The following is a 21,895-nucleotide window of genomic DNA, read 5'->3' as shown; positions in this document are numbered from 1 at the left end:
CGCTCGTGCGCCGGTTGACATCTGGCGCGCGTTGTCGTACGAATGAGACATGTCAGCGGTTATGTCTCACGACGCGCCCGTCTCCTTCGAGCTGGCCACCGCCGACACGTGGCCGAATCCCTGGCCGATGTACCGCGGCCTGCGCGACCACGATCCGGTGCACCACGTCGTGCCGGCCAACCGGCCCGACCACGACTACTACGTGTTGTCCCGGCACGCCGACGTGTGGGCCGCGGCGCGCGACCACGAGACGTTCTCCTCCGCGCAGGGGCTGACGGTCAATTACGGCGACCTGGAAATGATTGGCCTGCAAGACAACCCACCGTTCGTGATGCAGGATCCGCCGGTACACACCGAGTTTCGCAAACTGGTCTCGCGCGGCTTCACACCACGCCAGGTGGAGGCCGTCGAGCCCAAGGTGCGCGAGTTCGTCGTCGAGCGCATCGAGCGGCTGCGCGCCGCCGGCGGCGGCGATATCGTCACCGAGCTGTTCAAGCCGTTGCCCTCGATGGTGGTCGCGCACTACCTGGGCGTCCCCGAAGCCGACCGGACGCAATTCGACTGGTGGACGGATGTGATCGTCGCGGCGAACACCAGCGACAGCGGCCTGGCCGGGGCGCTGGAAACCGTCGGCGACGCGGTCGGGTCGATGATGGCCTACTTCACTCACCTGATCGAGCGCCGTCGGTCCGAGCCCGAGGACGACACCATTTCGCACCTGGTCGCCGCCGGGGTCGGCGCCGATGGAGACATCGCCGGCACGCTGTCGGTGCTGGCGTTCACGTTCACCATGGTGACCGGCGGCAACGACACCACCACCGGAATGCTGGGCGGCTCAATGCCTTTGCTGCACCAGCGCCCCGATCAGCGGCGACTGTTGGCCGACGACCTGCGGCTGATCCCCGACGCGGTGGAGGAGCTGCTGCGGCTGACCTCGCCGGTGCAGGGTTTGGCCCGAACGACCACCCGCGACGTGACGATCGGCGACACCACCATCCCCGCCGGCCGCAAGGTGTTGCTGCTGTACGGGTCGGCCAACCGAGACGAGCGCCAATACGGGCCTGACGCAGGCGAACTCGACGTCACACGCCGCCCCCGCAACATTCTGACCTTCAGCCACGGCACGCACCATTGCCTGGGCGCCGCGGCGGCGCGGATGCAATCGCGGGTCGCGCTGACCGAACTGCTCACCCGCTGCCCGGATTTCGAGGTCGACGAGTCCGCGATCGTCTGGTCGGGCGGAAGCTATGTGCGGCGTCCGCTGTCGGTGCCGATCCGGGTGCGGTCCTGATGCCCACCGACTGGCTGGGCGCGCACCGCAGCGAAGCGGCCGCCGACCGGATACTCGACGCGGCCGAGCAGCTCTACACCGAGCGCGACCAGGCCTCGATCGGTATGAACGAAATCGCCAGGGCCGCAGGGTGTTCCCGCGCGACGCTGTACCGGTATTTCGAGAACCGCGAGGCGTTGCGGACCGCCTACGTGCACCGGGAAACCCGCCGGCTCAGCCGCGCGATCAAGGAGCGGATCGGCGGCGTCGACGATCCCCGCGAGCGGCTGGTCGCCAGCATCACCGCCACGCTGCGGATGGTGCGCGACAGCCGCGCGCTGGCGTCGTGGTTCGCCGTCACGCGGCCGCCGATCGGCGCCGAGGTGGCCGGGCAGTCCGAGGTGATCACCGCCCTGGCGGCCGCGTTCGTCGGCTCGCTCGGGCCTGAGGATCCCGCCGTCGTGGAGCGCCGGGCGCGCTGGGTGGTGCGTGTGATCACCTCGCTGCTGCAGTTCCCGGGCCGCGACGAGGCCGACGAGCGGGCGATGATCGAGGAGTTCGTCGTCCCGATCGTGACGCCGGTCTCCGCCCGTCGGTAGGCGCCGCGTCGGCTCAGGTCCGCACGCGGGTGAAGCGGTGCAGCAGCCAGGCCAACGGAATCGTCACCACCACCGTGGCGACGAACAGGTTCAGCATCGAGCCGGTGTAGACGTGGGCGCGCACGATGTAGACCATCGCGAATTCCATGGTGATCAGGTGGATCAGGAAGATCTCGTAGGAGATCTCCCCCAGCCACACCATCGGCCTGGTGGCCAGCAGCCGGTAGTACCAGCCGTGATCGCCCAGCGCCAGCGGCGCCACCGCGAGCGCGGCGATCACCGCGTAGAAGCAGGTCTTGAACAAGGCCTCGCTCAGCGTGGCCGGCGACGTGGTGGGCGCGCCGGCGATCGGGGTCGACACGATGAAGTAGCAGACGACGGCCAGCGGGATGGCCACGAACGCGTACCCGCGCACATTCATCGCCTGCAGCACCGCCAGCAGCATCCCGGCGACGAACCAGGCCAGGTAGGTGGGCAGCCACAGCCGCGCGCCGTCGGGAAACCAGTGATCGGTGTGCACGAGCACCAGCCAGGCCGGGCTGATCAGCGTCATCGCGGCCAGCGCGCCCAGCAGCAGTCTCGGCTGCCATTGCCGCCGGCAGACCCACACCAACAGCACGTAGGCCAACACCGGAAGGATCACGTAGAAGGACGCTTCGACCGCGAGGCTCCACATCTGGGTCAGGCCCTGATGCAGATACTTGCCCAGGTAGCCGTTGCAGTAGATCTGCGTCAGCGTCAGGTTGCGCGCCAGGCCCAGCCAGGTGTGCCCGGGGTTGGGTCCCGCTTCGCGGAAGTGGTACAGCACATAGGCGAACAGCACCGTGATGACGTAGGCCGGCATGATCCGCCGAACCCGGTGCCACGCATAGCGACTCACCGACGGCCCCGGCGCGCCGGTGGCGGCGGACTTCACCCACGGACGGAACAGCAGGAAGCCGGACAGCACGAAGAAGATCGGCACCCCGATCTCCATCCGGGAACCCACCAGCCCCCAATACCCGTGCGTGTACTTGCCGGTGGTGTAGGCCGCGTGGGTGCCGACGACGAGCAGGGCGGCGACGGCGCGGATGCCGGTCAGCGACGCGACGCGGTCGACGTGTGCGGTCTGCTCAAGTCCGCCCTGGGCGTCCTGCTCTTCGGACAGCGTCATCCGGTGTGTTTCCTGCGCGGCTTCCCACCGTCCCGGCCGCGGGGCTTGGTCGCCGACCGGTCCGGCTGGAGATTGATCAGCACTCCCGAAATGCGGGTCTGCTCGAGCTTTTTCAGCGTCGACTTTCCCAGCTTGGCCGGCAATTCCACCAGCGAGAAGTCGGGGCCGATCGCAATGTGGCCGAAATCGCTGCGATGCAGGCCGCCCTCGTTGGCGATGGCGCCCACGATCGCGCCGGGGCCGATCTTGTGGCGCTTGCCCACCGCGATGCGGTAGGTGGCGAAAGACCGGTCCTGCCTTGGCCTTTCGGTACGCTCCCGGCGTTCGGTGTGCCGCTCGCGTCGCTCGCGCGGCGGCTCGGGCGACATCAAGAACTCTTCGCCGTCGCGGGACTGCAACGCCAGCGCCGCGGCGATGTCGGCCAGCGGCACGTCGTGCTCGCGTTCGTAATCCTCGACCAGCTTGCGGAACAGCTCGATGCCCGGGCGACCCAGCGCGGCGGTGATGGAATCGGCGAACTTGGCCATTCGTTGGGCGTTGACGTCCTCGACGGTGGGCAGCTCGGCCTCGGTGAGCGTCTGCCGCGTCGCCTTCTCGATCGCCTTGAGCAGGTGACGTTCTCGCGGAGAGACGAACAACAGCGCGGTTCCCGACCGCCCCGCCCGGCCCGTGCGGCCGATGCGATGCACGTAGGACTCGGTGTCGTGCGGGATGTCGTAGTTGAGCACGTGCGATATCCGCTCGACGTCCAGCCCGCGCGCGGCCACGTCGGTGGCGACCAGGATGTCGATGCCGCCGTCGCGCAACGCGGCGATGGTCCGCTCCCGTTGGCCCTGCGGGATGTCGCCGTTGATGGCGGCCGCGGAAAACCCTCGGGCGCGCAGCCTTTCGGCCACCTCCTCGGTGGCCTGCTTGGTGCGCACGAAGACGATCATCGCCTCGAACGGTTCCACCTCGAGCACCCGGGTCAGCGCGTCCATCTTGCGCGGGCCTGCGACCTGGATGTAGCGCTGCGAAATGTTCTCGGCCGTGGTGGTTTTGGCCTTGGTGGTGACCTCGAACGGGTCGTGCAGGTACTTGGTGGTGAGCTTGCGGATCGCCGGCGGCATGGTCGCCGAGAAGAGGGCGACCTGTTTGTACTCGGGGGTGTCGGCCAGGATGCGTTCGACGTCCTCGGCGAAGCCCATGGTGAGCATCTCGTCGGCCTCGTCGAGCACCAGGTAGTCCACCCGGGACAGGTCCAGCGTCCCGCGCTCGAGGTGGTCGATCACTCGGCCGGGCGTGCCGACCACCACCTGGGCGCCGCGCCGCAGCCCGGCCAGTTGCACGCTGTACGACGAGCCGCCGTAGATCGGCAGCACGTTGATCTTCGGCAGGTGCGCCCCGTAGCGGCTGAACGCCTCGGCCACCTGCAGCGCCAGCTCCCGGGTGGGCGCCAACACCAGCGCCTGGGTCGCGGTGCTGGTGACGTCGATCTTGGACAGGATCGGGATGGCGAACGCCGCCGTCTTGCCGGTGCCGGTCTGCGCCAGCCCGACGACGTCCGAGCCCGCCATCAGCGCCGGAATCGTCGCGGCCTGGATGCCGGTGGGCGACTCGTAGCCGACGTCGCCGATCGCCCGCAGTACGGCGGGGTGGATCTGCAGGTCGGCAAAGGTCGTCGAGGCAGCCTCAGGCGAGCTGTCCTGGTGGTTCATCGTCCATGGAGTCTAGTGGTGACCGCGCCGTGATCATCAGCACAGTTGCGCGAGGCCCGGCCATGCCTGGCACACCCGCGCGCGCGATGACGGTACGGTGCGCGATGTGTGGTCGCTACCCTGCCGTACCGAGCCACTGACCGGCTCGGCCGCCGTCGCGTTGATCGCCATGACGTTGACCGCCTGTGGTTCGGGAGACTCCACCGTCGCTAAGACGCCGCAGGCCACGACGACCAGCGAGACCCCGTCCATCACCGCCCCGGCCCAGCCGTCCGCCGCCGCACCGCCCGGCAGCGTCGCCGCGCCGGCCGACCCGTGCGCGGTCAACCTCGCATCGCCCGTCATCGCCAAGGCGGTCTCCGAGTTGCCGCGCGACCCGCGCAGCCAACAACCCTGGAACCCGGAACCGCTGGCCGGCAACTACAACCAGTGCGCCCAGCTGTCCGCGGTGATCATCAAGGCCAACACCAACGCCGTGAACCCGACGACCCGGGCGGTGCTGTTCCATCTCGGGCAGTTCATCCCGCAGGGGGTGCCCGACACCTACGGGTTCAGTGGCGTCGACCCCGCGCAGACCACCGGCGACACGGTGGCGCTGACCTACCCCAGCGGCATCAACGGGTTGACCACCGACGTGCGGTTCCACTGGAACGGCAATTTCGTCGAGCTGATCGGCAACGCCCCGGGCCGCTAGCCGGAGCCGCCTTTGCGTCGGTCCCCTCCCCTACAGTTGCTGCTGTGTTCGTCACCGGCGACTGCATCGTCTACAGCGCGTCGGATCTCGCCGCCGCCGCGCGATGCGAGTACGCCCTGCTGCGGGATTTCGACGCGAAGCTCGGCCGGGGGTCCGCCGCCACGGCCGAGGACGACCTGCTCGCCCGCACCGCGTTGCTTGGAAACGAGCACGAGCGACGCGAATTGGACCGGCTGCGCGCCCAGTTCGGCGACGGGCTCGCGATCATCGGCCGCCCGGCCTACACGCCCGCCGGCCTCGCGGCGGCGGCCGAGGCGACCCGGAAGGCCATCGCCGCCGGCGCGCCCGCCGTCTACCAGGCCGCCATGTTCGACGGGCGTTTCGTCGGCTTCGCCGACTTTCTGGTGCGCGACGACGGGCGCTACCGGGTCGTCGACACCAAGCTGGCCCGCTCGGCCAACGTCACCGCGTTGTTGCAGCTGGCCGCCTACGCCGACGCGCTGGCCGCCTCGGGTGTCCCGGTAGCGCCCGAGGCCGAACTGCACCTGGGCGACGGCACGGCCGCCCGCTACCGCGTGCACGATCTCATTCCCGTCTACCGCTCCCAGCGCGCGCGGCTGCAGCGGCTCCTCGACGAGCACCACGCCGGCGGCGCCGCGGTGCGCTGGGACGACGAGGGCGTGGGCGCCTGTTTCCGTTGCCCCCTGTGCACCGAGCAGTTGCAGGCTCACGATGACCTATTGCTGGTGGCGGGCATGCGAGTGGCCCAGCGAGACAAGCTGATCGACGCCGGAATTACCACGGTGGCCGAGCTGGCCCGGCACACCGGCGCTGTGCCGGACCTGGCGCCGAGCGCGCTCGGCAAATTGACCGACCAGGCGAAACTCCAAGTCCGCCAACGCGAAACCGGAACCCCGCACTACGAGATCGTCGATCCGCAGCCGCTGACGCTGCTCCCCGAGCCGGATCCGGGCGACTTGTTCTTCGACTTCGAGGGTGACCCGCTGTGGACCGTCGACGGGCGGGAATGGGGGCTGGAATACCTGTTCGGCGTTTTGGAAGCGGGGCCGGCCGGCACCTTTCGCCCGTTGTGGGCGCACGACCGGGCGGACGAACGCAAGGCCCTGACCGATTTCCTGGCGATGGTGGCCAAGCGGCGCAAGCGCCGGCCGAACATGCACATCTACCACTACGCGCCGTACGAGAAGACGGCGTTGTTGCGGCTCGCCGGCCGCTACGGCGTCGGCGAAGATCAGGTCGACGAGCTGCTGCGCAGCGGGACGCTGGTCGACCTTTACCCCTTGGTGCGCAAGAGCATTCGAGTGGGGGCGGAGTCGTTCAGCCTCAAGGCGCTCGAACCGCTTTACATGGGCGCGCAGTTGCGGGCCGGCGACGTCACCACGGCCACCGGTTCGATCACCTCCTACGCCCGCTATTGCGAACTGCGGGCGGACGGCCGCTGCGACGAGGCCGCCTCCGTGCTCAAGGAGATCGAGGACTACAACCACTACGACTGCCGCTCAACGCAGGAACTGCGCAACTGGTTGATGTTGCGCGCCTACGAATCCGGCGTTGTGCCGATCGGCGCCCAGCCCGTGCGGGACGGCAACAGCGTCGAGGACCGCGACCGGCTGGCGGTGACCCTGTCGACGTTCACCGGCGATGCCGCGGTGAGCGAGCGCACGCCCGAACAGACGGCGGTCGCGCTCCTGGCCGCGGCGCGCGGATACCACCGGCGCGAGGATAAACCGTTCTGGTGGGCGCACTTTGACCGACTGAACTTCCCCATCGAGGAATGGGCGGACGACACCAACGTCTTCGTCGCCGAGCACGCGTCGGTCAGCGTCGACTGGAACACACCGCCCCGCGCGCGCAAGCCGCAGCGGCGGGTGCGGTTGCGCGGCGAGCTGGCACGCGGCGAGCTGACGGCCGACGTCTTCGCGCTCTACGACCCGCCGGCCCCGCCCGGCATGGCCGACAATCCCGACCGCCGGGCGGCCGGACGCGCCACCGTGCTAGAGGCCGACGATCCGGCGCTGCCCACCGAGGTGACCATCGTCGAACGAGTCGGCAACGACGGCAAGACATTTCACCAGCTGCCGTTCGCGCTCACCCCCGGCCCGCCGATTCCGACGACCGCGCTGCGGGAGTCGATCGAGGCGACCGCCGCCGCCGTGGCGGCCGGCCTGCCCCGGCTACCCCACAGCGCCGTGCTCGACATCCTGCTGCGCCGCGCGCCCCGCACGCGAAGCGGCTCCGCCCTGCCGCGAGGCTCCGACGCCGTCACCGACATCACGGCCGCGGTGCTGGACCTGGACTCGTCGTACCTGGCGGTGCACGGGCCGCCGGGCACCGGGAAGACGCACACCGCCGCGCGCGTGATCGGGCGGCTGACCACCGATCACGGCTGGCGCGTCGGCGTGGTCGCGCAATCGCACGCCACGGTGGAGAACCTGCTGGACTGCGTGATCGACGCCGGGCTGGACCCGGCGCGGGTCGCCAAGAAGCGCAACGACCACAGCGCCCCACGCTGGCAGGAAATCGACGGCAACGCCTACGGCGCGTTCATCGCCGACACCCCGGGCTGCGTGGTGGGCGGCACGGCATGGGATTTCGCCAACGCCAACCGGGTGCCGCCGGGCGCCCTGGACCTGCTGGTGATCGACGAGGCCGGCCAATTCTGTCTGGCCAACACCGTCGCCGTGGCGCCGTCGGCGGCCAACCTGCTACTGCTCGGCGACCCCCAGCAGCTCCCACAGGTCAGCCAGGGCACCCACCCCGACCCGGTCGATACCTCCGCGCTCGACTGGCTGGTCGACGGTCGGCGCACCCTGCCCGATGAGCGCGGCTACTTCCTGCACTGTTCGTACCGCATGCATCCCGCGGTCTGCGCCGCGGTCTCCGCGCTGTCGTATGAAGGCAGGCTGCAATCCCACGACTGCACCGCGGCCCGGCGCCTCGCCGGATACCCGCCCGGCGTGCGCACGCTGACCGTTTGGCACCACGGCAATTCGACGGAGAGCCCGCAGGAGGCCGACGCTGTCGCCGCCGAGGTCGGGCGGCTGCTCGGCGCGCGCTGGACCGACGAACACGGCACGCGACCGCTGAGCGCCTCCGACGTGTTGGTGCTGGCGCCCTACAACGCGCAGGTGGCACTCCTGCGCCAACGGTTGGCCGCCGCGGGCCTTGGCGGGGTCCGGGTGGGCACCGTGGACAAGTTCCAGGGCGGGCAGGCACCGGTGGTGTTCGTCTCGATGACCGCCTCTTCCGCGGACGTGGTGCCGCGGGGAATCTCGTTTCTGCTCAACAGGAATCGGCTCAACGTGGCCATCAGCCGGGCGCAGTATGCGGCGGTCATCGTGCGGTCGGCGTCGCTGACCGAGTACCTGCCCAGCACGCCGGCGGGTCTGGTCGACCTGGGCGCATTCCTGGCGCTGACGGAGCCGGCGTGACGACCGGCCGCTAGCCGCCCGCCGAGTGCCGACCGTAACCGGTCGGCTCGTCGTCGGCGTCGCGACGGGGGCCTCGCGGCAGGCCATTCGGCCGTTGCGGTGGCGCTGCGGGCCGGTAGGCGCGAGCCGAGAGCTCGGTGACGGGACGCAAGCGCTGCCGCCCGTCCACATGGGAGCCGTTGTGCGCGAACCCGATTGGCTTACCCGGCCGAGCCGGGTCGTCCCGCAGGCCCTCTCTTGGGGGCGCCGGGCGCGGGCGCGCGACCGGATCGGCCGGGGCCCCGGGTTGGCGGCCGTACGCAGCGCGCGTCGCGGCCGCCTCGGGCTCGCGCAGGAGGATGAATTCGACGTACTCGTCGTCGTCGTAGTCGTCGTCCACCACGTCGGTGGCCACGTGCGGGTCACCGGCCACGGCCGATCGCGCGAACCCGAGCAGGAACAGCGCGGCGATGATGCCGAACAGCGCGATGAAGGCCGGCAGCAGCACCGATTGCGACATGGCGGACGCGAACGGGTCGCGCAGGAACTCGGGCAGCTGCAGGCTGGGCGTCTCCTCGCCCCCGGGTACCGGCTGCGCCGGCATCTCGGCGCCGATGCGCGACGTCATGAACGCGGCCATGCCCGCGCTGCCGAGCACCGCGCCGAGCTGGCGGACGGAGTTGTAGACGGCCGATCCCGCGCCGGCCAGGCGCGGCGGCAGGTTCCGGGTGGCGGTGGCGGTCAGCGGCGACCACACGAACGCCATGCCGACGCCCGTGGCGAAGAACGGCAGCACCAGCCGCCAGATCGGCGTGGCCGGCGACATCTCGAAGGCCAGCCAGGTCAGGGCGATCGCCAGCACCGAGAAGCCGAAGCCCAGGACCGGCCGCGGATGATATTTGTCGACCATCCTGCCGACGAAGGGCGCGAACACGCCGTTGGCGATCGCCATGGGCGCGATCAGCAGGGCCGAGCGGGTCGGCGACAGCCCGCACACGGCCTGCGCGTAGAACGTCAGCGGCAGCATCATCGCCGTCGCGGCGAAGGAGATGATGGCCACCCCGACGTTGCACAGCCCGAAATCGCGGTCACGGAATATCGCTAGGGGAATCAGCGGCTCGTCGGTGTTCATCGACTGCCAGAACACGAACACCGTCATGAACCCGATGCCGGCGACGATCATCGCCCAGATCCAGGGTTGCCAATGCGCGCCCTGGCCCTGCTGCAGCCCGAACACGATGAGGAACGTCCCCGCGCCCGACAGCACGACCCCCACCAGGTCGAACCGATGCGACTGGGTGGGTAGCACCGGGACCAGCCAGTAGGCCAGCGCGAGGCCCAGCACGCCGATGGGGACGTTGACGAAGAAGATCCACTGCCAGCCCAGCCCGTCGACCAGCACGCCGCCGGCCAGCGGGCCGACCAGGCTGGCGACGCCGGCGGTGGCGCCCCACAGGCTCACCGCCACGCCGCGCCGCTCCGGCGGGAAGATCCGGGTGATCGTCGACAGGGTCTGCGGCGTGAGCACCCCCGCGCCCACGCCCTGCACGACCCGGGCGGCGATCAGCATGGCGGCGCTGCCCGACAGCCCGCACCACACCGAGGCAAGGGTGAACACCACCAGCCCGATCAGGTACATGTTCTTGGGGCCGAATCGGTCGCCGAGCCGCCCGGCCACCAACAGCACGACCGCATAACCCAGCAGGTAGGCGCTGGTCACCCAGATCACCGTGTCGTAGCCGATGTGCAACTTGGTCATGATCGTCGGGTTCGCGACAGCGACGATGGTCGAGTCGACCATGATCATGAAGAAGCCGATCATCATCGCCCAAAGCGCGTTCCAGGGCCGCTGGGACTGCGGCGAATTCTGGGTGAGGTAATTCCAGCGCGTGGTGAGCTGGGCTGGGTTGGGCGCCGCGCGCCCGGTCCCCCCGGGCGACGAAGGCGTCGCCGTGGTCATCTACCCACCTCGTTTCAGCTCCCGACGATGCCCGCGTCGACCGGCCCGGGCCGTCACAGACATCCAGCCTGCATTATTGCCGCTGGGGCACTGCGGGGCAGCCACGGATTCCATCCGGGGTGCACCGGGGAAGGTTTGATGTTCGGTCGGCGTTGCGCGGCGGGCACGTTAGCCTGGTAGGACGCCATTTGCAGGAGAGGCAAGATGCGGGCCCGACGGAAGCGGTCTTCGAACCGGTTTTTTAGCATGTCGCACGCGGATCAGGCGCCTGCGCCCACCAACGGCCGGCCCAAGATGTCCTCGCGGGCATTGGCCCAGGTCATCGAGCGAAGCTCGCGAATCCAAGGCCCGGCGGCCGAGGCCTATGTGACCCGGCTGCGCAACGCGCACCCGAACAGCGGGCCGGCCGACATCATCGCCAAGCTGCAGAAGCGCTACGTGGGCATGGTGACGGCCAGCGGCATGGCGGTGGGCGCCGCGGCGACCATCCCCGGCATCGGCACGTTGAGCGCGCTGTCGGCCGCCGCGGCGGAGACGGTGACGTTCCTGGAAGCCACGGCGTTCTTCGTGTTGGCCGTCGCGGTGGTCCACGACATCCCCGCCGACCACCGCGAACGGCGCCGCGCCCTGGTGCTGTCGGTGCTGGTCGGCGACAACAGCAAGGAGGCGGTCACCCAGCTGTTCGGCCCGGCCCGCACCAACGGCGGCTGGATCTCCGAGAGCGTGGCCGCGGTCCCGCTGTCGTCGATGTCGCGACTGAACTCTCGGCTGCTCAAGTCGTGGGTCAAGCGGTACACGCTGCGCCGCGGCGCCCTGATGTTCGGCAAACTGCTGCCGGTGGGCATCGGCATCGTGGTCGGCGGCGTCGGCAACTACTTCGCGGGCAGGAAGATCGTCCGCAACGCCAACCGGGCCTTCGGCGCCCCACCGGTGCGCTGGCCGCGGGCGCTGCACCTGGTGCCGCCGTTCCCCGAAGCCGGCTAGCGAACGGCGATCGGGTGCTACCCCCGTCTCCCTGGCGAATCGCCGGCGAAAGGTTAGCCTTTATAGGGCGGAAACGTTGAGCATCGCCAGCGGTGTGACATGCTCCACAATCCGGGGTCGGAAAACGCACAGGCGCCACGCAGCAGCTGCGAAAGCGCTTGCAGGACAGAGGAATTGAGGCGAACGGCGGTCGTGAGCAACATTAGTTCACCATTCGGGCAAAACGAATGGCTGGTCGAGGAGATGTACCGCAAGTTCCGCGATGACCCCTCGTCGGTCGATCCGAGCTGGCATGAGTTCCTGGTTGACTACAACCCCGAGTCCACGGGCGAATCCACATCCGGCGCCGGGGACGGCCAGGCCGCCGCGAGCCCGCCGCCCGCAAAGCCCGCCCAACCGGTCGCCCAGACCGCTGCGCCCGCCCCGCCGGCGGGCGGCGACGGCAACGGCGCCTCCGCCGCGGCGCCGGCCAGACCGAAAGCCCCGACTCCCCCGCCCGCCGAAGGCGACGAGCTGCAGACGCTGCGCGGCGCCGCGGCCGCCGTCGTCAAGAACATGTCCGCCTCGCTCGACGTGCCGACCGCCACCAGCGTCCGCGCCGTTCCGGCCAAGCTGCTGATCGACAACCGGATCGTCATCAACAATCAGCTCAAGCGCACCCGCGGCGGCAAAATCTCCTTCACCCACCTGCTGGGGTTCGCGCTGGTGCAGGCGATCAAGCAGTTCCCCAACATGAACCGGCACTACGCCGAGGTCGACGGCAAGCCCACCGCGGTCACGCCGGCACACACCAACCTCGGGCTGGCGATCGACCTGCAGGGCAAGGACGGCAAACGCTCGCTGGTGGTGGCCGGCATCAAGAAGTGCGAGACCATGCGCTTCGCGGAGTTCGTCTCCGCCTACGAGGACATCGTGCGGCGCGCCCGCGACGGCAAGCTGACCGCCGAAGACTTTGCGGGCGTGACGATTTCGCTGACCAACCCGGGCACGATCGGCACCGTGCACTCGGTGCCGCGGCTGATGAGCGGCCAGGGCGCCATCATTGGCGTCGGCGCCATGGAATACCCCGCCGAATTCCAGGGCGCCAGCGCGGAGCGCATCGCCGAGCTGGGCATCGGCAAGCTGATCACGCTGACCTCGACCTACGACCACCGCATCATCCAGGGCGCGGAGTCCGGCGACTTCCTGCGCGCCATCCACGAGATGCTGCTCTCGGACGACTTCTGGGACGAGATCTTCCGCGAACTGGGCAACCCCTACCTGCCGGTGCGCTGGAGCACCGACAACCCGGACTCGATCGTCGACAAGAACGCCCGGGTGATGGAGCTGATCGCGGCCTACCGCAACCGCGGTCACCTGATGGCCGACATCGACCCGCTGCGGTTGGACGGCAGCCGGTTCCGCAGCCACCCCGACCTGGAGATCCTCAACCACGACCTGACGCTGTGGGACCTCGACCGGGTGTTCAAGGTCAACGGCTTCGCCGGTTGCGAATACAAGAAGCTGCGCGACGTGCTGGGCCTGCTGCGCGACGCCTACTGCCGCCACATCGGCGTGGAATACACCCACATCCTCGACCCCGAGCAGACGGCATGGCTGGAGGAGCGCGTCGAGACCAAGCACGTCAAACCGACTGTTGCGCAACAGAAATACATCCTGAGCAAGCTCAACGCCGCGGAGGCCTTCGAGACCTTCCTGCAAACCAAATACGTTGGGCAGAAGCGGTTCTCGCTGGAGGGCGCGGAAAGCACCATCCCGCTGATGGATGCCGCGATCGACCAGTGCGCCGAGCACGGCCTGGACGAGGTGGTCATCGGGATGCCGCACCGCGGCCGGCTCAACGTGCTGGCCAACATCGTCGGCAAACCGTACTCGCAGATCTTTTCCGAGTTCGAGGGCAACCTCAACCCATCGCAGGCCCACGGCTCCGGCGACGTCAAGTACCACCTGGGCGCCACCGGTGTGTACCTACAGATGTTCGGCGACAACGACATTCAGGTTTCGCTGACCGCCAATCCGTCGCACCTGGAAGCCGTCGACCCGGTGCTGGAGGGGCTGGTCCGGGCCAAGCAGGACCTGCTCGACAGGGGCGCGGACGACGACGGCGGAAAGAGCTTCTCGGTGATGCCGATGATGCTGCACGGCGACGCCGCCTTCGCCGGCCAGGGGGTCGTGGCCGAGACGCTGAACCTGGCGAACCTGCCCGGCTACCGCGTCGGCGGCACCATCCACATCATCGTGAACAACCAGATCGGCTTCACCACCGCGCCGGAGTTCTCGCGGTCCAGCGAGTACTGCACCGACGTCGCGAAAATGATTGGCGCACCGATCTTCCACGTCAACGGCGACGACCCGGAGGCGTGCGACTGGGTGGCGCGCTTGGCCGTGGACTTCCGGCAGCGGTTCAAGAAGGACGTCGTCATCGACATGCTGTGCTACCGCCGGCGCGGGCACAACGAGGGCGACGACCCGTCGATGACCAACCCCTACATGTACGACGTCGTCGACACCAAGCGCGGCGCCCGCAAGAGCTACACCGAAGCCCTGATCGGCCGCGGCGACATCTCGCTGAAGGAGGCCGAGGACGCGCTGCGCGACTACCAGGGCCAGCTGGAGCGGGTCTTCAACGAGGTGCGCGACCTGGAGAAGCACGGCGTACAGCCCAGCGAATCCGTGGAGGCCGACCAGATGCTTCCGGCGGGCCTGGCCACCGCGGTGGACAAGGCGCTGCTGTCCCGCATCGGTGACGCGTTCCTGGCCCTGCCGGAGGGCTTCAGCGCGCACCCGCGGGTGCAGCCGGTGCTGGAAAAGCGCCGCGAGATGGCCTACGAGGGCAAGATCGACTGGGCCTTCGGCGAACTGCTGGCGCTGGGTTCGCTGGTGGCCGAGGGCAAGCTGGTCCGGCTGTCGGGCCAGGACACCCGCCGCGGCACGTTCTCCCAGCGGCATTCGGTGATCATCGACCGCCACACCGGCGAGGAGTTCACGCCGCTGCAGCTGCTGGCGACGAACGCCGACGGCACCCCCACCGGCGGCAAGTTCCTGGTCTACGACTCACCGCTGTCGGAGTACGCGGCCGTCGGCTTCGAATACGGCTACACCGTGGGCAATCCGGACGCCCTGGTGCTGTGGGAGGCGCAGTTCGGCGACTTCGTCAACGGCGCGCAGTCGATCATCGACGAGTTCATCAGCTCCGGCGAGGCCAAGTGGGGCCAGCTGTCCAACGTGGTGCTGTTGCTGCCGCACGGCCACGAAGGGCAGGGCCCCGACCACACCTCCGGCCGCATCGAACGCTTCCTGCAGCTGTGGGCGGAGGGTTCGATGACGATCGCGATGCCGTCGACGCCGTCGAACTATTTCCACCTGCTGCGCCGGCACGCCCTCGACGGTGTTCAGCGGCCGCTGATCGTGTTCACGCCGAAGTCGATGCTGCGCAACAAGGCCGCCGTCAGCGACATCAGGGACTTCACCGAGATCAAGTTCCGCTCGGTGCTCGAGGAGCCCACCTACGAGGACGGCGTCGGCGACCGTAGCAAGGTCACCCGCATCCTGCTGACCAGCGGCAAGATCTACTACGAGCTGGTGGCGCGCAAGGCCAAGGACAACCGCGACGACATCGCGATTGTGCGCATCGAGCAGCTCGCCCCGCTGCCCAAGCGCCGGCTCAACGAGACGCTGGACCGCTACCCCGGCGCCACGGAGTTCTTCTGGGTGCAGGAGGAGCCGGCCAACCAGGGGGCGTGGCCGCGGTTCGGCCTGGAGCTGCCGGAGCTGCTGCCCGACAAGCTGACCGGGCTCAAGCGCATCTCGCGGCGGGCCATGTCGGCCCCGTCGTCGGGGTCGTCGAAGGTGCATGCCGTCGAGCAGCAGGAGATCCTCGACACCGCGTTCCGCTGATCGCAGGTCCTGACCCACGCGTACGTCGGACCGTCGGTACCGGCTAGCCTCGACGCAACCAGACATAGGGAAGGGTGCGCATGCAAGGGTTCGCCGGCAAGGTCGCCGTGGTAACGGGTGCGGGTTCGGGTATCGGGCAGGCGCTGGCCATCGAGCTGGCCCGCTCGGGCGCCAAGGTCGCGATCAGCGACGTCGACGTCGAGGGCCTGGCGGAGACCGAGGCGCAGTTGAAGGCGATCGGGGCCGAGGTCAAGGCGGACCGGCTCGACGTGACCGAGCGCGAGGCGTTCTTGGCCTACGCCGACGAGGTCAAGGAACACTTCGGCAAGGTGAACCAGGTCTACAACAACGCCGGCATCGCCTACACCGGCGATGTCGAAGTCAGCCACTTTAAGGACATCGAGCGGGTGATGGACGTCGACTTCTGGGGCGTCGTCAACGGCACCAAGGCGTTCCTGCCGCACCTGATCGCCTCCGGCGACGGTCACGTCATCAACGTCTCCAGCGTGTTCGGGCTCTTCTCGGTGCCGGGCCAGGCGGCGTACAACGCGGCCAAGTTCGCGGTCCGGGGATTCACCGAGGCGCTGCGACAGGAGATGGCGGCGGCCGGGCACCCGGTGGCGGTGACGACCGTGCACCCCGGCGGCATCAAGACCGCGATCGCCCGCAACGCCACCGCCGCCGAGGGACTCGACCCCGAACAACTGGCCAAGCTGTTCGACAAGCGGCTCGCCAGGACCAGCCCGAAACGCGCCGCCGAGGTCATCTTGGACGCGGTCCGCAAGAAGAAGGCCCGGGTGCTGGTCGGCACGGACGCCAAGCTCCTGGACGTGATGGTGCGGGTGGCCGGCCCCTACTATCAGCAGCTGTTCGGCCCGGTCATGGGCCGGCTGATGCCCAAGCAGTGAACCCCGGCGTGGCACGGACGGTGGTTAACCGATAGCCTGACCCAGCACGCCGCCACTAGGAGTCCATATGGAAGGGTTCGCCGGCAAAGTTGCCGTCGTCACGGGCGGGGGATCGGGGATAGGTCAGGCCTTGGCGCTGGAGCTGGGCCGAGCCGGGGCGAAGCTGGCAATCAGCGACGTCGACATCGAAGGATTGGCACAGACCGAGGAGCAATTGCATGCCCTCGGCGTGCCGGTCAAAGCCGACCGGCTCGACGTGACCGAGCGCGAGGAATTCCTCGCGTACGCGGACACGGTCAGGGACCACTTCGGTCAGGTCAATCAGATCTACAACAACGCCGGCATCACGTTCGTCGGGTCCATCGAAGACACCCGATTCAAGGACATCGAACGGGTGATGGACGTCGACTACTGGGGCGTGGTCAACGGCACCAAAGCGTTTCTGCCCCACCTGATCGCATCCGGCGACGGCCACGTCATCAACATCTCGAGCGCGCTCGGCCTGTTCGCGGCGCCCGGTCAGGCGGCATACGTCTCGGCCAAGTTCGCCGTCCGGGGCTTCACCGAGGCGCTGCGACTGGAGATGATGGCGGCCGGTCATCCCGTGCGGGTGACGACGGTGCACCCCGGCGGCGTGCAGACCGGGTTCGCCCGCAACGCCATCTTCGCCGAGGGGCTCGACCAGGACACCTTTGCGGAGATGTTCGAGGAGCAGCAGGCCAAGACCACGCCGACGCGAGCGGCTCAGCTCATCCTGGCCGGGGTGCTCAAGAACAAGGCCCGGGTGTTGGTCGGGCCGGACGTCAAGGCCATGGACCTGGTGGTGCGGTTGACGGGTTCGAGGCCCGAGCGGCTGATGAGCGGGCCGGTCATGGGCCGGGTGAAGCACGCCGTCGCGCGGCTGCTGCCCAAGCGCTGACTCAACGCCCCAGGCTCAACGCCCCAGCGGGTGTTCCGCCAGCCAGCCGCCGGCCACCGCCTGCGGATCGGCCCCACCGGCCACCTGGCGGCGCATGTCGACCAGGGCCGCGGTGTCCAGCACGCCGGCCACCTCGTTGATGGCCAGCAGTTGCCGATCGGCCAGCGCGTTGCGGCGATACAGCGGCACCACGTTCTCGGCGCGTATCAACGCCGGCTTGCCGTCAACGAGCGTGACCAGGTCGGTGGGCAGGCCCGGGTCGGCGGTGGTCGTCCACCCCGCGGTCAACTGGCCGACCCGCACCGCGGCGAACATCGTTGTGTCGTCTGGGAATTCGCGCGCGTCGGGCAGCCGGCAGCTGCCGACGGCCGACGGGGCGCGGCGCCCGCTGACGGTGCCGAGACTCAGGCCGCCGCAGTGCTTCGGCAGCGTGCTCAAGTCCGCGCTGACGTCGCTGCCGCCCCAGGCCTTGGCGGTGGCGCCGGTCACCAACAGCACCGGCTTGTCCTCGGCGGCCGTCGTGTAGTCGCCCGCCGCGACGCCCTCGGGCAGCGCGGCCACCATCGCGCGGTAGACGTCGGCGTCGGACATGGCCGTCGCGCCGGGCTGCAGGCTCTGCAGCGTGCGGCCGGTCAGGGCGGGCACAACGGTGAACGCGCCCGAGTCCAGGCGCGCCATCGGATCGTCCGCGCTCTCGGCGCGCGCCGCGAAACCGTAGGACCGCAGCGCCGCGACGTAGACGCCGGCCAGCAGCGCGGACTCGGGGTCCCTCGCCGAACCGACCACCAATTCCGGTCGGGGGCCGTGGTCACCGCCGTCGGCCCCGCAGCCGGCCACCGCGAGCAGGGCGGCGAGCAGCGGCGCCGCCAGCCAGCCGGTTCTCACCCCGCGATGTCTGCGGGCTCGGCGGCCAGGGCCACCGCCGTGGCGACCGCGTGCCCGACGCGCAGGTCCAGCGGGCTGGGAACGATCCGGTCGGGGGCCAGGTCGTCGCTGACCACCGAGAAGATCGCCTCGGCCGCGGCCACCATCATCTTCTCGGTGATCCGGCGCGCCCCCGCGTCCAGCGCCCCGCGGAAGACGCCGGGGAAGGCCAGCACGTTGTTGATCTGGTTCGGGAAGTCGCTGCGCCCGGTGGCCACCACCGCCGCGTACCTGGCGGCCACCTGCGGGTGGATCTCCGGGTCGGGGTTGGACAGCGCGAACACGATCGCGTCGGGCGCCATGGTGGCGATCATCTCCTCGGGCACCACGCCGCCCGACACCCCGAGGAACAGGTCGGCGCCGCGCAGCGCTTCCGCCATGCTGCCGGTCAGGCCGTCGGGGTTCGTGCGCTGCGCGAGCACGCTCTTCACGCTGTTCATGTCGGCGCGCCCGGGGTGCAGGATGCCGCGCGAGTCGACCACGGTGATGTCCGAAACACCCATCGCCAGAAGGAGATTCGTGCACGCGACGCCGGCGGCCCCGGCGCCCGAGACCGCCACCCGCAGCGACGTCATGTCGCGGCCGAGCAACTTGGTGGCGCCCATCAGCGCGGCCAACGCGACGATCGCCGTGCCGTGCTGGTCGTCGTGCATCACCGGGCAGTCCAGCGCCTCGATCACTCGGCGCTCGATGTCGAAACAACGCGGCGCCGAGATGTCCTCGAGGTTGACGGCGCCGAAGGTCGGGCGCAACCGCACCAGGGTTTCGACGATTTCGTCGGGGTCCTTGGTGTCCAGCACGATCGGGATCGCGTTCAGGCCGCCATACGCCTGAAACAGGGCGCACTTGCCCTCCATCACCGGCAGCGACGCGGCCGGCCCGATGTCGCCGAGGCCCAGCACGGCGCTGCCGTCGCTGACGACGGCGACCAACCGGTTCGCCCACGTGTACCGGGCGGCGTGGCTGGGGTCGGCGGCGATCGCGCGACTGACCTGCGCAACGCCGGGCGTGTAGGCGATCGACAACGCGCGCTGGGTGTCCAGGGGGGCCGTCGGGCCTACCGAAAGCTTGCCGCCTACGTGTGCCTCGAAGATCTCCGCATCGGTGATCGCGCCGGCTTCGGCGCGCGTCTGTATCGATTCAATCAACTCGGACACGCGCTTCAGGGTACTGACTACCGGTTAGTAGACCTAATGGGTCAGATGAGACCCAGCTCGGTCACCGCTTTGCGCTCGTCGACCAGCTCCGCGGTGGTCTTGTCGATGCGGCCGCGGGAGAAGTCGTCGATGTCCAGCCCCTGCACGATCGACCAGTCGCCGTCCTTGGTGGTCACGGGGAACGACGACACGATGCCCTCGGGCACGCCATAGGAGCCGTCGGAATAGACCGCCATCGACACCCAGTCGCCGTCCGGGCTGCCCAGCAGCCAGGAGCGGGCGGCGTCCACGGTGGCCGACGCCGCCGAGGCGGCCGAGGAGGCGCCGCGCGCGTCGATGATCGCCGCGCCGCGCTTGGCCACGGTCGGGATGAAGTCGTTCTCGATCCAGTCCTGGTCGTTCACGACCTCCGCCGCGTTCTTGCCGCCGACCTCGGCGTGGAAGATGTCGGGGTACTGGGTGGCGGAGTGGTTGCCCCAGATCGTCATCTTTTTGATGTCGGTGACCTTGGCGCCGGTCTTGCGGGCCAGCTGCGAAATCGCCCGGTTGTGGTCCAGGCGGGTCAGCGCCGAGAACCGCTCCTTGGGGATGTCCGGGGCGTTGCTCAGCGCGATCAACGCGTTGGTGTTGGCCGGGTTACCGGTCACGCCGATGCGGACGTTGTCGGCGGCGACGGAGTTCAGCGCCTTGCCCTGCGCGGTGAAAATCGCGCCGTTGGCCTCCAGCAGGTCGCTGCGCTCCATGCCCGGGCCGCGCGGCCGCGCGCCGACCAGCAGGGCCAGGTTGACGCCGTCGAAGATCTTGTTGGCGTCCGCGCCGATCTCGACCCCGGCCAGCAGCGGGAACGCGCAGTCGTCGAGCTCCATCACGACGCCCTCGAGCGCCTTGAGCGCCGGCTCGATCTCGAGCAGGCGCAGCTCGATCGGGCGGTCGGGCCCGAGCAGCGAACCGCTCGCCAGGCGGAACAACAGGCTGTAGCCGATCTGGCCGGCGGCGCCGGTGACGGCAACCTTGAGAGGACTTGCGCTCACGTCGAAATACTCCTTGTGGAGATAGTCATGCAGATTCGGGTCTCGGCACGAAACTAGCGCACCCTGCTCGGCCGCCAACCTCCGGCCGGATCGTCACGCTTCGGGGAGACGGGACGCGTAGCATGGAGCACCGCTCGTCCAGACCTGCGCTGCGATCGGAGGTGGATGTGTTCCAGGGCTTTGACGCATTGCCCGAAGCGCTTCGGCCCCTCGCGCACGAGCCGCAGCCGCCGCAGCCGGACCCCCAGCCCCAGGCCACGCACGAAACGTTGGTCGACTGCGCCGTCTACGCCGACGGCCACCGGCTGCCCGGCAAGTTCAGCTACGCCGAGGCCCGCGACAAGGTGCGCGAGATGGAGGCGCTCGGCCAGGACGCGTTCGTGTGGGTCGGGCTGCGCGAACCCGACCAAGCTGAGATGCAGGAAGTCGCGGACCTTTTCGGGATGCACCCGCTGGCGGTGGAAGACGCCGTGTGCGCACACCAACGCCCCAAGCTGGAGCGCTACGACGAGACGGTGTTCTTTGTCCTCAAGACGGTCACCTATGTCCCGCACGAATCGGTGGTCAAGGCCCGCCAGATCGTGGAGACCGGCGAGATCATGGTCTTCGTCGGCAAGGATTTTGTGATCACCGTGCGCCACGGCGAGCACGGCGGCCTGTCCGAGGTGCGCAAGCGGATGGACGCCGATCCCGAGCAGCTGCGGCTGGGCCCGTTCGCGGTGATGCACGCGATCGCCGACGACGTGGTGGACCGCTACCTCGAGGTGAGCAGCCTGATCGAGTCCGATATCGACAGCATCGAGGAGGTCGCGTTCGCGCCGGGCAGCAAGATCGACGTCGAGCCGATCTATCTGCTCAAGCGTGAGGTCGTCGAGCTGCGCCGGTGCGTCAGCCCGCTGTCGGTGGCGTTCCATCGGATTCAGGTGGAGAACAAGGACCTCATCTCCAAGGAGGTGCGGCGCTATCTGCGCGACGTCTCCGACCACCAATCCCAGGCCGCGGACCAGATCACCAGCTACGACGACATGCTCAACTCGCTGATCCAGGCGGCGCTGGCCCGCGTCGGGATGCAGCAGAACAACGACATGCGCAAGATGGCCGCCTGGGCCGGTATTTTGGCGGTGCCCACCATGGTCGCCGCCATCTACGGGATGAACTTCCATTTCATGCCCGAGTTGAACTGGACCTGGGGTTACCCGGGAATCATGGCCGCGATGACGCTGGCCTGCCTGGCCCTGTACTTCCAATTCCGGCGCAACAACTGGCTCTAG

15 protein-coding genes are annotated in these 21,895 nt (G+C 69.1%); 9 read left to right on the top strand and 6 right to left on the bottom strand.

Translation table 11 applies throughout. The annotated features are described in order from the left end of the window. Positions 1–49 precede the first annotated feature (49 nt). Both A5730_RS08480 and A5730_RS08475 read left to right on the top strand, forming a co-directional pair. A complete protein-coding gene (locus A5730_RS08480) occupies positions 50–1,291 on the top strand; it encodes a cytochrome P450 (RefSeq protein ID WP_197506213.1) in 1,242 nt (413 codons plus the stop codon). After that, complete coding sequence (locus tag A5730_RS08475; RefSeq protein ID WP_197506215.1) at positions 1,288–1,869, top strand: TetR/AcrR family transcriptional regulator; 582 nt, start codon at positions 1,288–1,290, stop codon at positions 1,867–1,869. The genes A5730_RS08480 and A5730_RS08475 overlap by 4 nt, the downstream gene beginning before the upstream one ends. A gap of 13 nt (positions 1,870–1,882) precedes the next feature. Here the strand turns inward: A5730_RS08475 and A5730_RS08470 are convergent, their stop codons facing one another. Together A5730_RS08470 and A5730_RS08465 are read right to left on the bottom strand one after the other, a co-directional pair. Beyond that, entirely contained in the window at positions 1,883–3,022 is a 1,140-nt protein-coding gene (locus tag A5730_RS08470) for an acyltransferase (RefSeq protein ID WP_067898234.1), read from the bottom strand. Then, positions 3,019–4,719, bottom strand: a complete 1,701-nt coding sequence (locus A5730_RS08465; RefSeq protein WP_067898231.1) for a DEAD/DEAH box helicase — start codon at positions 4,717–4,719, stop codon at positions 3,019–3,021. Before A5730_RS08465 ends, A5730_RS08470 begins: the two co-directional genes overlap by 4 nt. Positions 4,720–4,816: 97 nt before the next feature. Here A5730_RS08465 and A5730_RS08460 point away from each other — a divergent pair, with 97 nt between their 5' ends. Both A5730_RS08460 and A5730_RS08455 read left to right on the top strand, forming a co-directional pair. Beyond that, positions 4,817–5,413 (top strand): LppP/LprE family lipoprotein, encoded by a 597-nt coding sequence (locus A5730_RS08460; protein WP_067898228.1) that lies wholly within the window; start codon positions 4,817–4,819, stop codon positions 5,411–5,413. Positions 5,414–5,457: 44 nt separating this feature from the next. Continuing rightward, on the top strand, positions 5,458–8,865 hold the full coding sequence (locus A5730_RS08455; protein WP_067898225.1) for a TM0106 family RecB-like putative nuclease: 3,408 nt from the start codon (positions 5,458–5,460) through the stop codon (positions 8,863–8,865). Positions 8,866–8,875: 10 nt separating this feature from the next. On the opposite strand, the gene A5730_RS08450 is transcribed toward A5730_RS08455, so the two are convergent. Then, positions 8,876–10,804, bottom strand: a complete 1,929-nt coding sequence (locus A5730_RS08450) for an MFS transporter (protein WP_067898222.1) — start codon at positions 10,802–10,804, stop codon at positions 8,876–8,878. Between the two features lie 204 nt (positions 10,805–11,008). Here A5730_RS08450 and A5730_RS08445 point away from each other — a divergent pair, with 204 nt between their 5' ends. The 4 genes from A5730_RS08445 to A5730_RS08430 all read left to right on the top strand — a co-directional run bounded on the left by A5730_RS08445 (position 11,009) and on the right by A5730_RS08430 (position 17,512). Then, positions 11,009–11,788 (top strand): hypothetical protein, encoded by a 780-nt coding sequence (locus tag A5730_RS08445; RefSeq protein WP_067898219.1) that lies wholly within the window; start codon positions 11,009–11,011, stop codon positions 11,786–11,788. Positions 11,789–11,980: 192 nt separating this feature from the next. Continuing rightward, on the top strand, positions 11,981–15,685 hold the full coding sequence (locus A5730_RS08440) for a multifunctional oxoglutarate decarboxylase/oxoglutarate dehydrogenase thiamine pyrophosphate-binding subunit/dihydrolipoyllysine-residue succinyltransferase subunit (protein ID WP_067898216.1): 3,705 nt from the start codon (positions 11,981–11,983) through the stop codon (positions 15,683–15,685). An 80-nt stretch (positions 15,686–15,765) separates the two neighbouring features. After that, the gene (locus tag A5730_RS08435) at positions 15,766–16,593 is read left to right on the top strand and encodes an SDR family oxidoreductase (RefSeq protein WP_067898213.1); all 828 of its coding nucleotides are present in this window, start codon (positions 15,766–15,768) and stop codon (positions 16,591–16,593) included. A 67-nt stretch (positions 16,594–16,660) separates the two neighbouring features. Then, positions 16,661–17,512: an SDR family oxidoreductase gene (locus A5730_RS08430; protein ID WP_067898210.1), complete on the top strand. Its 852-nt coding sequence runs from the start codon at positions 16,661–16,663 to the stop codon at positions 17,510–17,512. Between the two features lie 15 nt (positions 17,513–17,527). Here A5730_RS08430 and A5730_RS08425 read toward each other — a convergent pair whose 3' ends face one another. The 3 genes from A5730_RS08425 to A5730_RS08415 are packed head-to-tail and all read right to left on the bottom strand — an operon-like array spanning position 17,528 to position 20,624. Beyond that, a complete protein-coding gene (locus A5730_RS08425; protein WP_067898206.1) occupies positions 17,528–18,397 on the bottom strand; it encodes a glycine betaine ABC transporter substrate-binding protein in 870 nt (289 codons plus the stop codon). Next, on the bottom strand, positions 18,394–19,593 hold the full coding sequence (locus A5730_RS08420) for an NADP-dependent malic enzyme (RefSeq protein ID WP_067898203.1): 1,200 nt from the start codon (positions 19,591–19,593) through the stop codon (positions 18,394–18,396). Before A5730_RS08420 ends, A5730_RS08425 begins: the two co-directional genes overlap by 4 nt. A gap of 41 nt (positions 19,594–19,634) precedes the next feature. Continuing rightward, the gene (locus tag A5730_RS08415) at positions 19,635–20,624 is read right to left on the bottom strand and encodes a malate dehydrogenase (protein ID WP_067898200.1); all 990 of its coding nucleotides are present in this window, start codon (positions 20,622–20,624) and stop codon (positions 19,635–19,637) included. Between the two features lie 167 nt (positions 20,625–20,791). Between A5730_RS08415 and corA the strand changes: the two genes are divergently transcribed. Then, entirely contained in the window at positions 20,792–21,895 is a 1,104-nt protein-coding gene (corA, locus tag A5730_RS08410; protein ID WP_067898295.1) for a magnesium/cobalt transporter CorA, read from the top strand.

Origin of the sequence: Mycobacterium sp. ACS4054, from assembly GCF_001667275.1 — a bacterium.
GTDB lineage: Bacteria > Actinomycetota > Actinomycetes > Mycobacteriales > Mycobacteriaceae > Mycobacterium.
Note: the sequence above shows the minus strand (reverse complement) of the source record. Positions and strands in the feature narration are given on the sequence as shown.

What these genes read in the sequence shown, in the direction of transcription:
- A5730_RS08480 (WP_197506213.1), top strand. Translation starts at nt 50, where the DNA reads ATGTCAGCGGTTATGTCTCACGACGCGCCCGTCTCCTTCGAGCTGGCC.
- A5730_RS08470 (WP_067898234.1), bottom strand. Translation starts at nt 3,022, where the DNA reads ATGACGCTGTCCGAAGAGCAGGACGCCCAGGGCGGACTTGAGCAGACC.
- A5730_RS08465 (WP_067898231.1), bottom strand. Translation starts at nt 4,719, where the DNA reads ATGAACCACCAGGACAGCTCGCCTGAGGCTGCCTCGACGACCTTTGCC.
- A5730_RS08430 (WP_067898210.1), top strand. Translation starts at nt 16,661, where the DNA reads ATGGAAGGGTTCGCCGGCAAAGTTGCCGTCGTCACGGGCGGGGGATCG.
- A5730_RS08445 (WP_067898219.1), top strand. Translation starts at nt 11,009, where the DNA reads ATGCGGGCCCGACGGAAGCGGTCTTCGAACCGGTTTTTTAGCATGTCG.
- A5730_RS08450 (WP_067898222.1), bottom strand. Translation starts at nt 10,804, where the DNA reads ATGACCACGGCGACGCCTTCGTCGCCCGGGGGGACCGGGCGCGCGGCG.
- A5730_RS08435 (WP_067898213.1), top strand. Translation starts at nt 15,766, where the DNA reads ATGCAAGGGTTCGCCGGCAAGGTCGCCGTGGTAACGGGTGCGGGTTCG.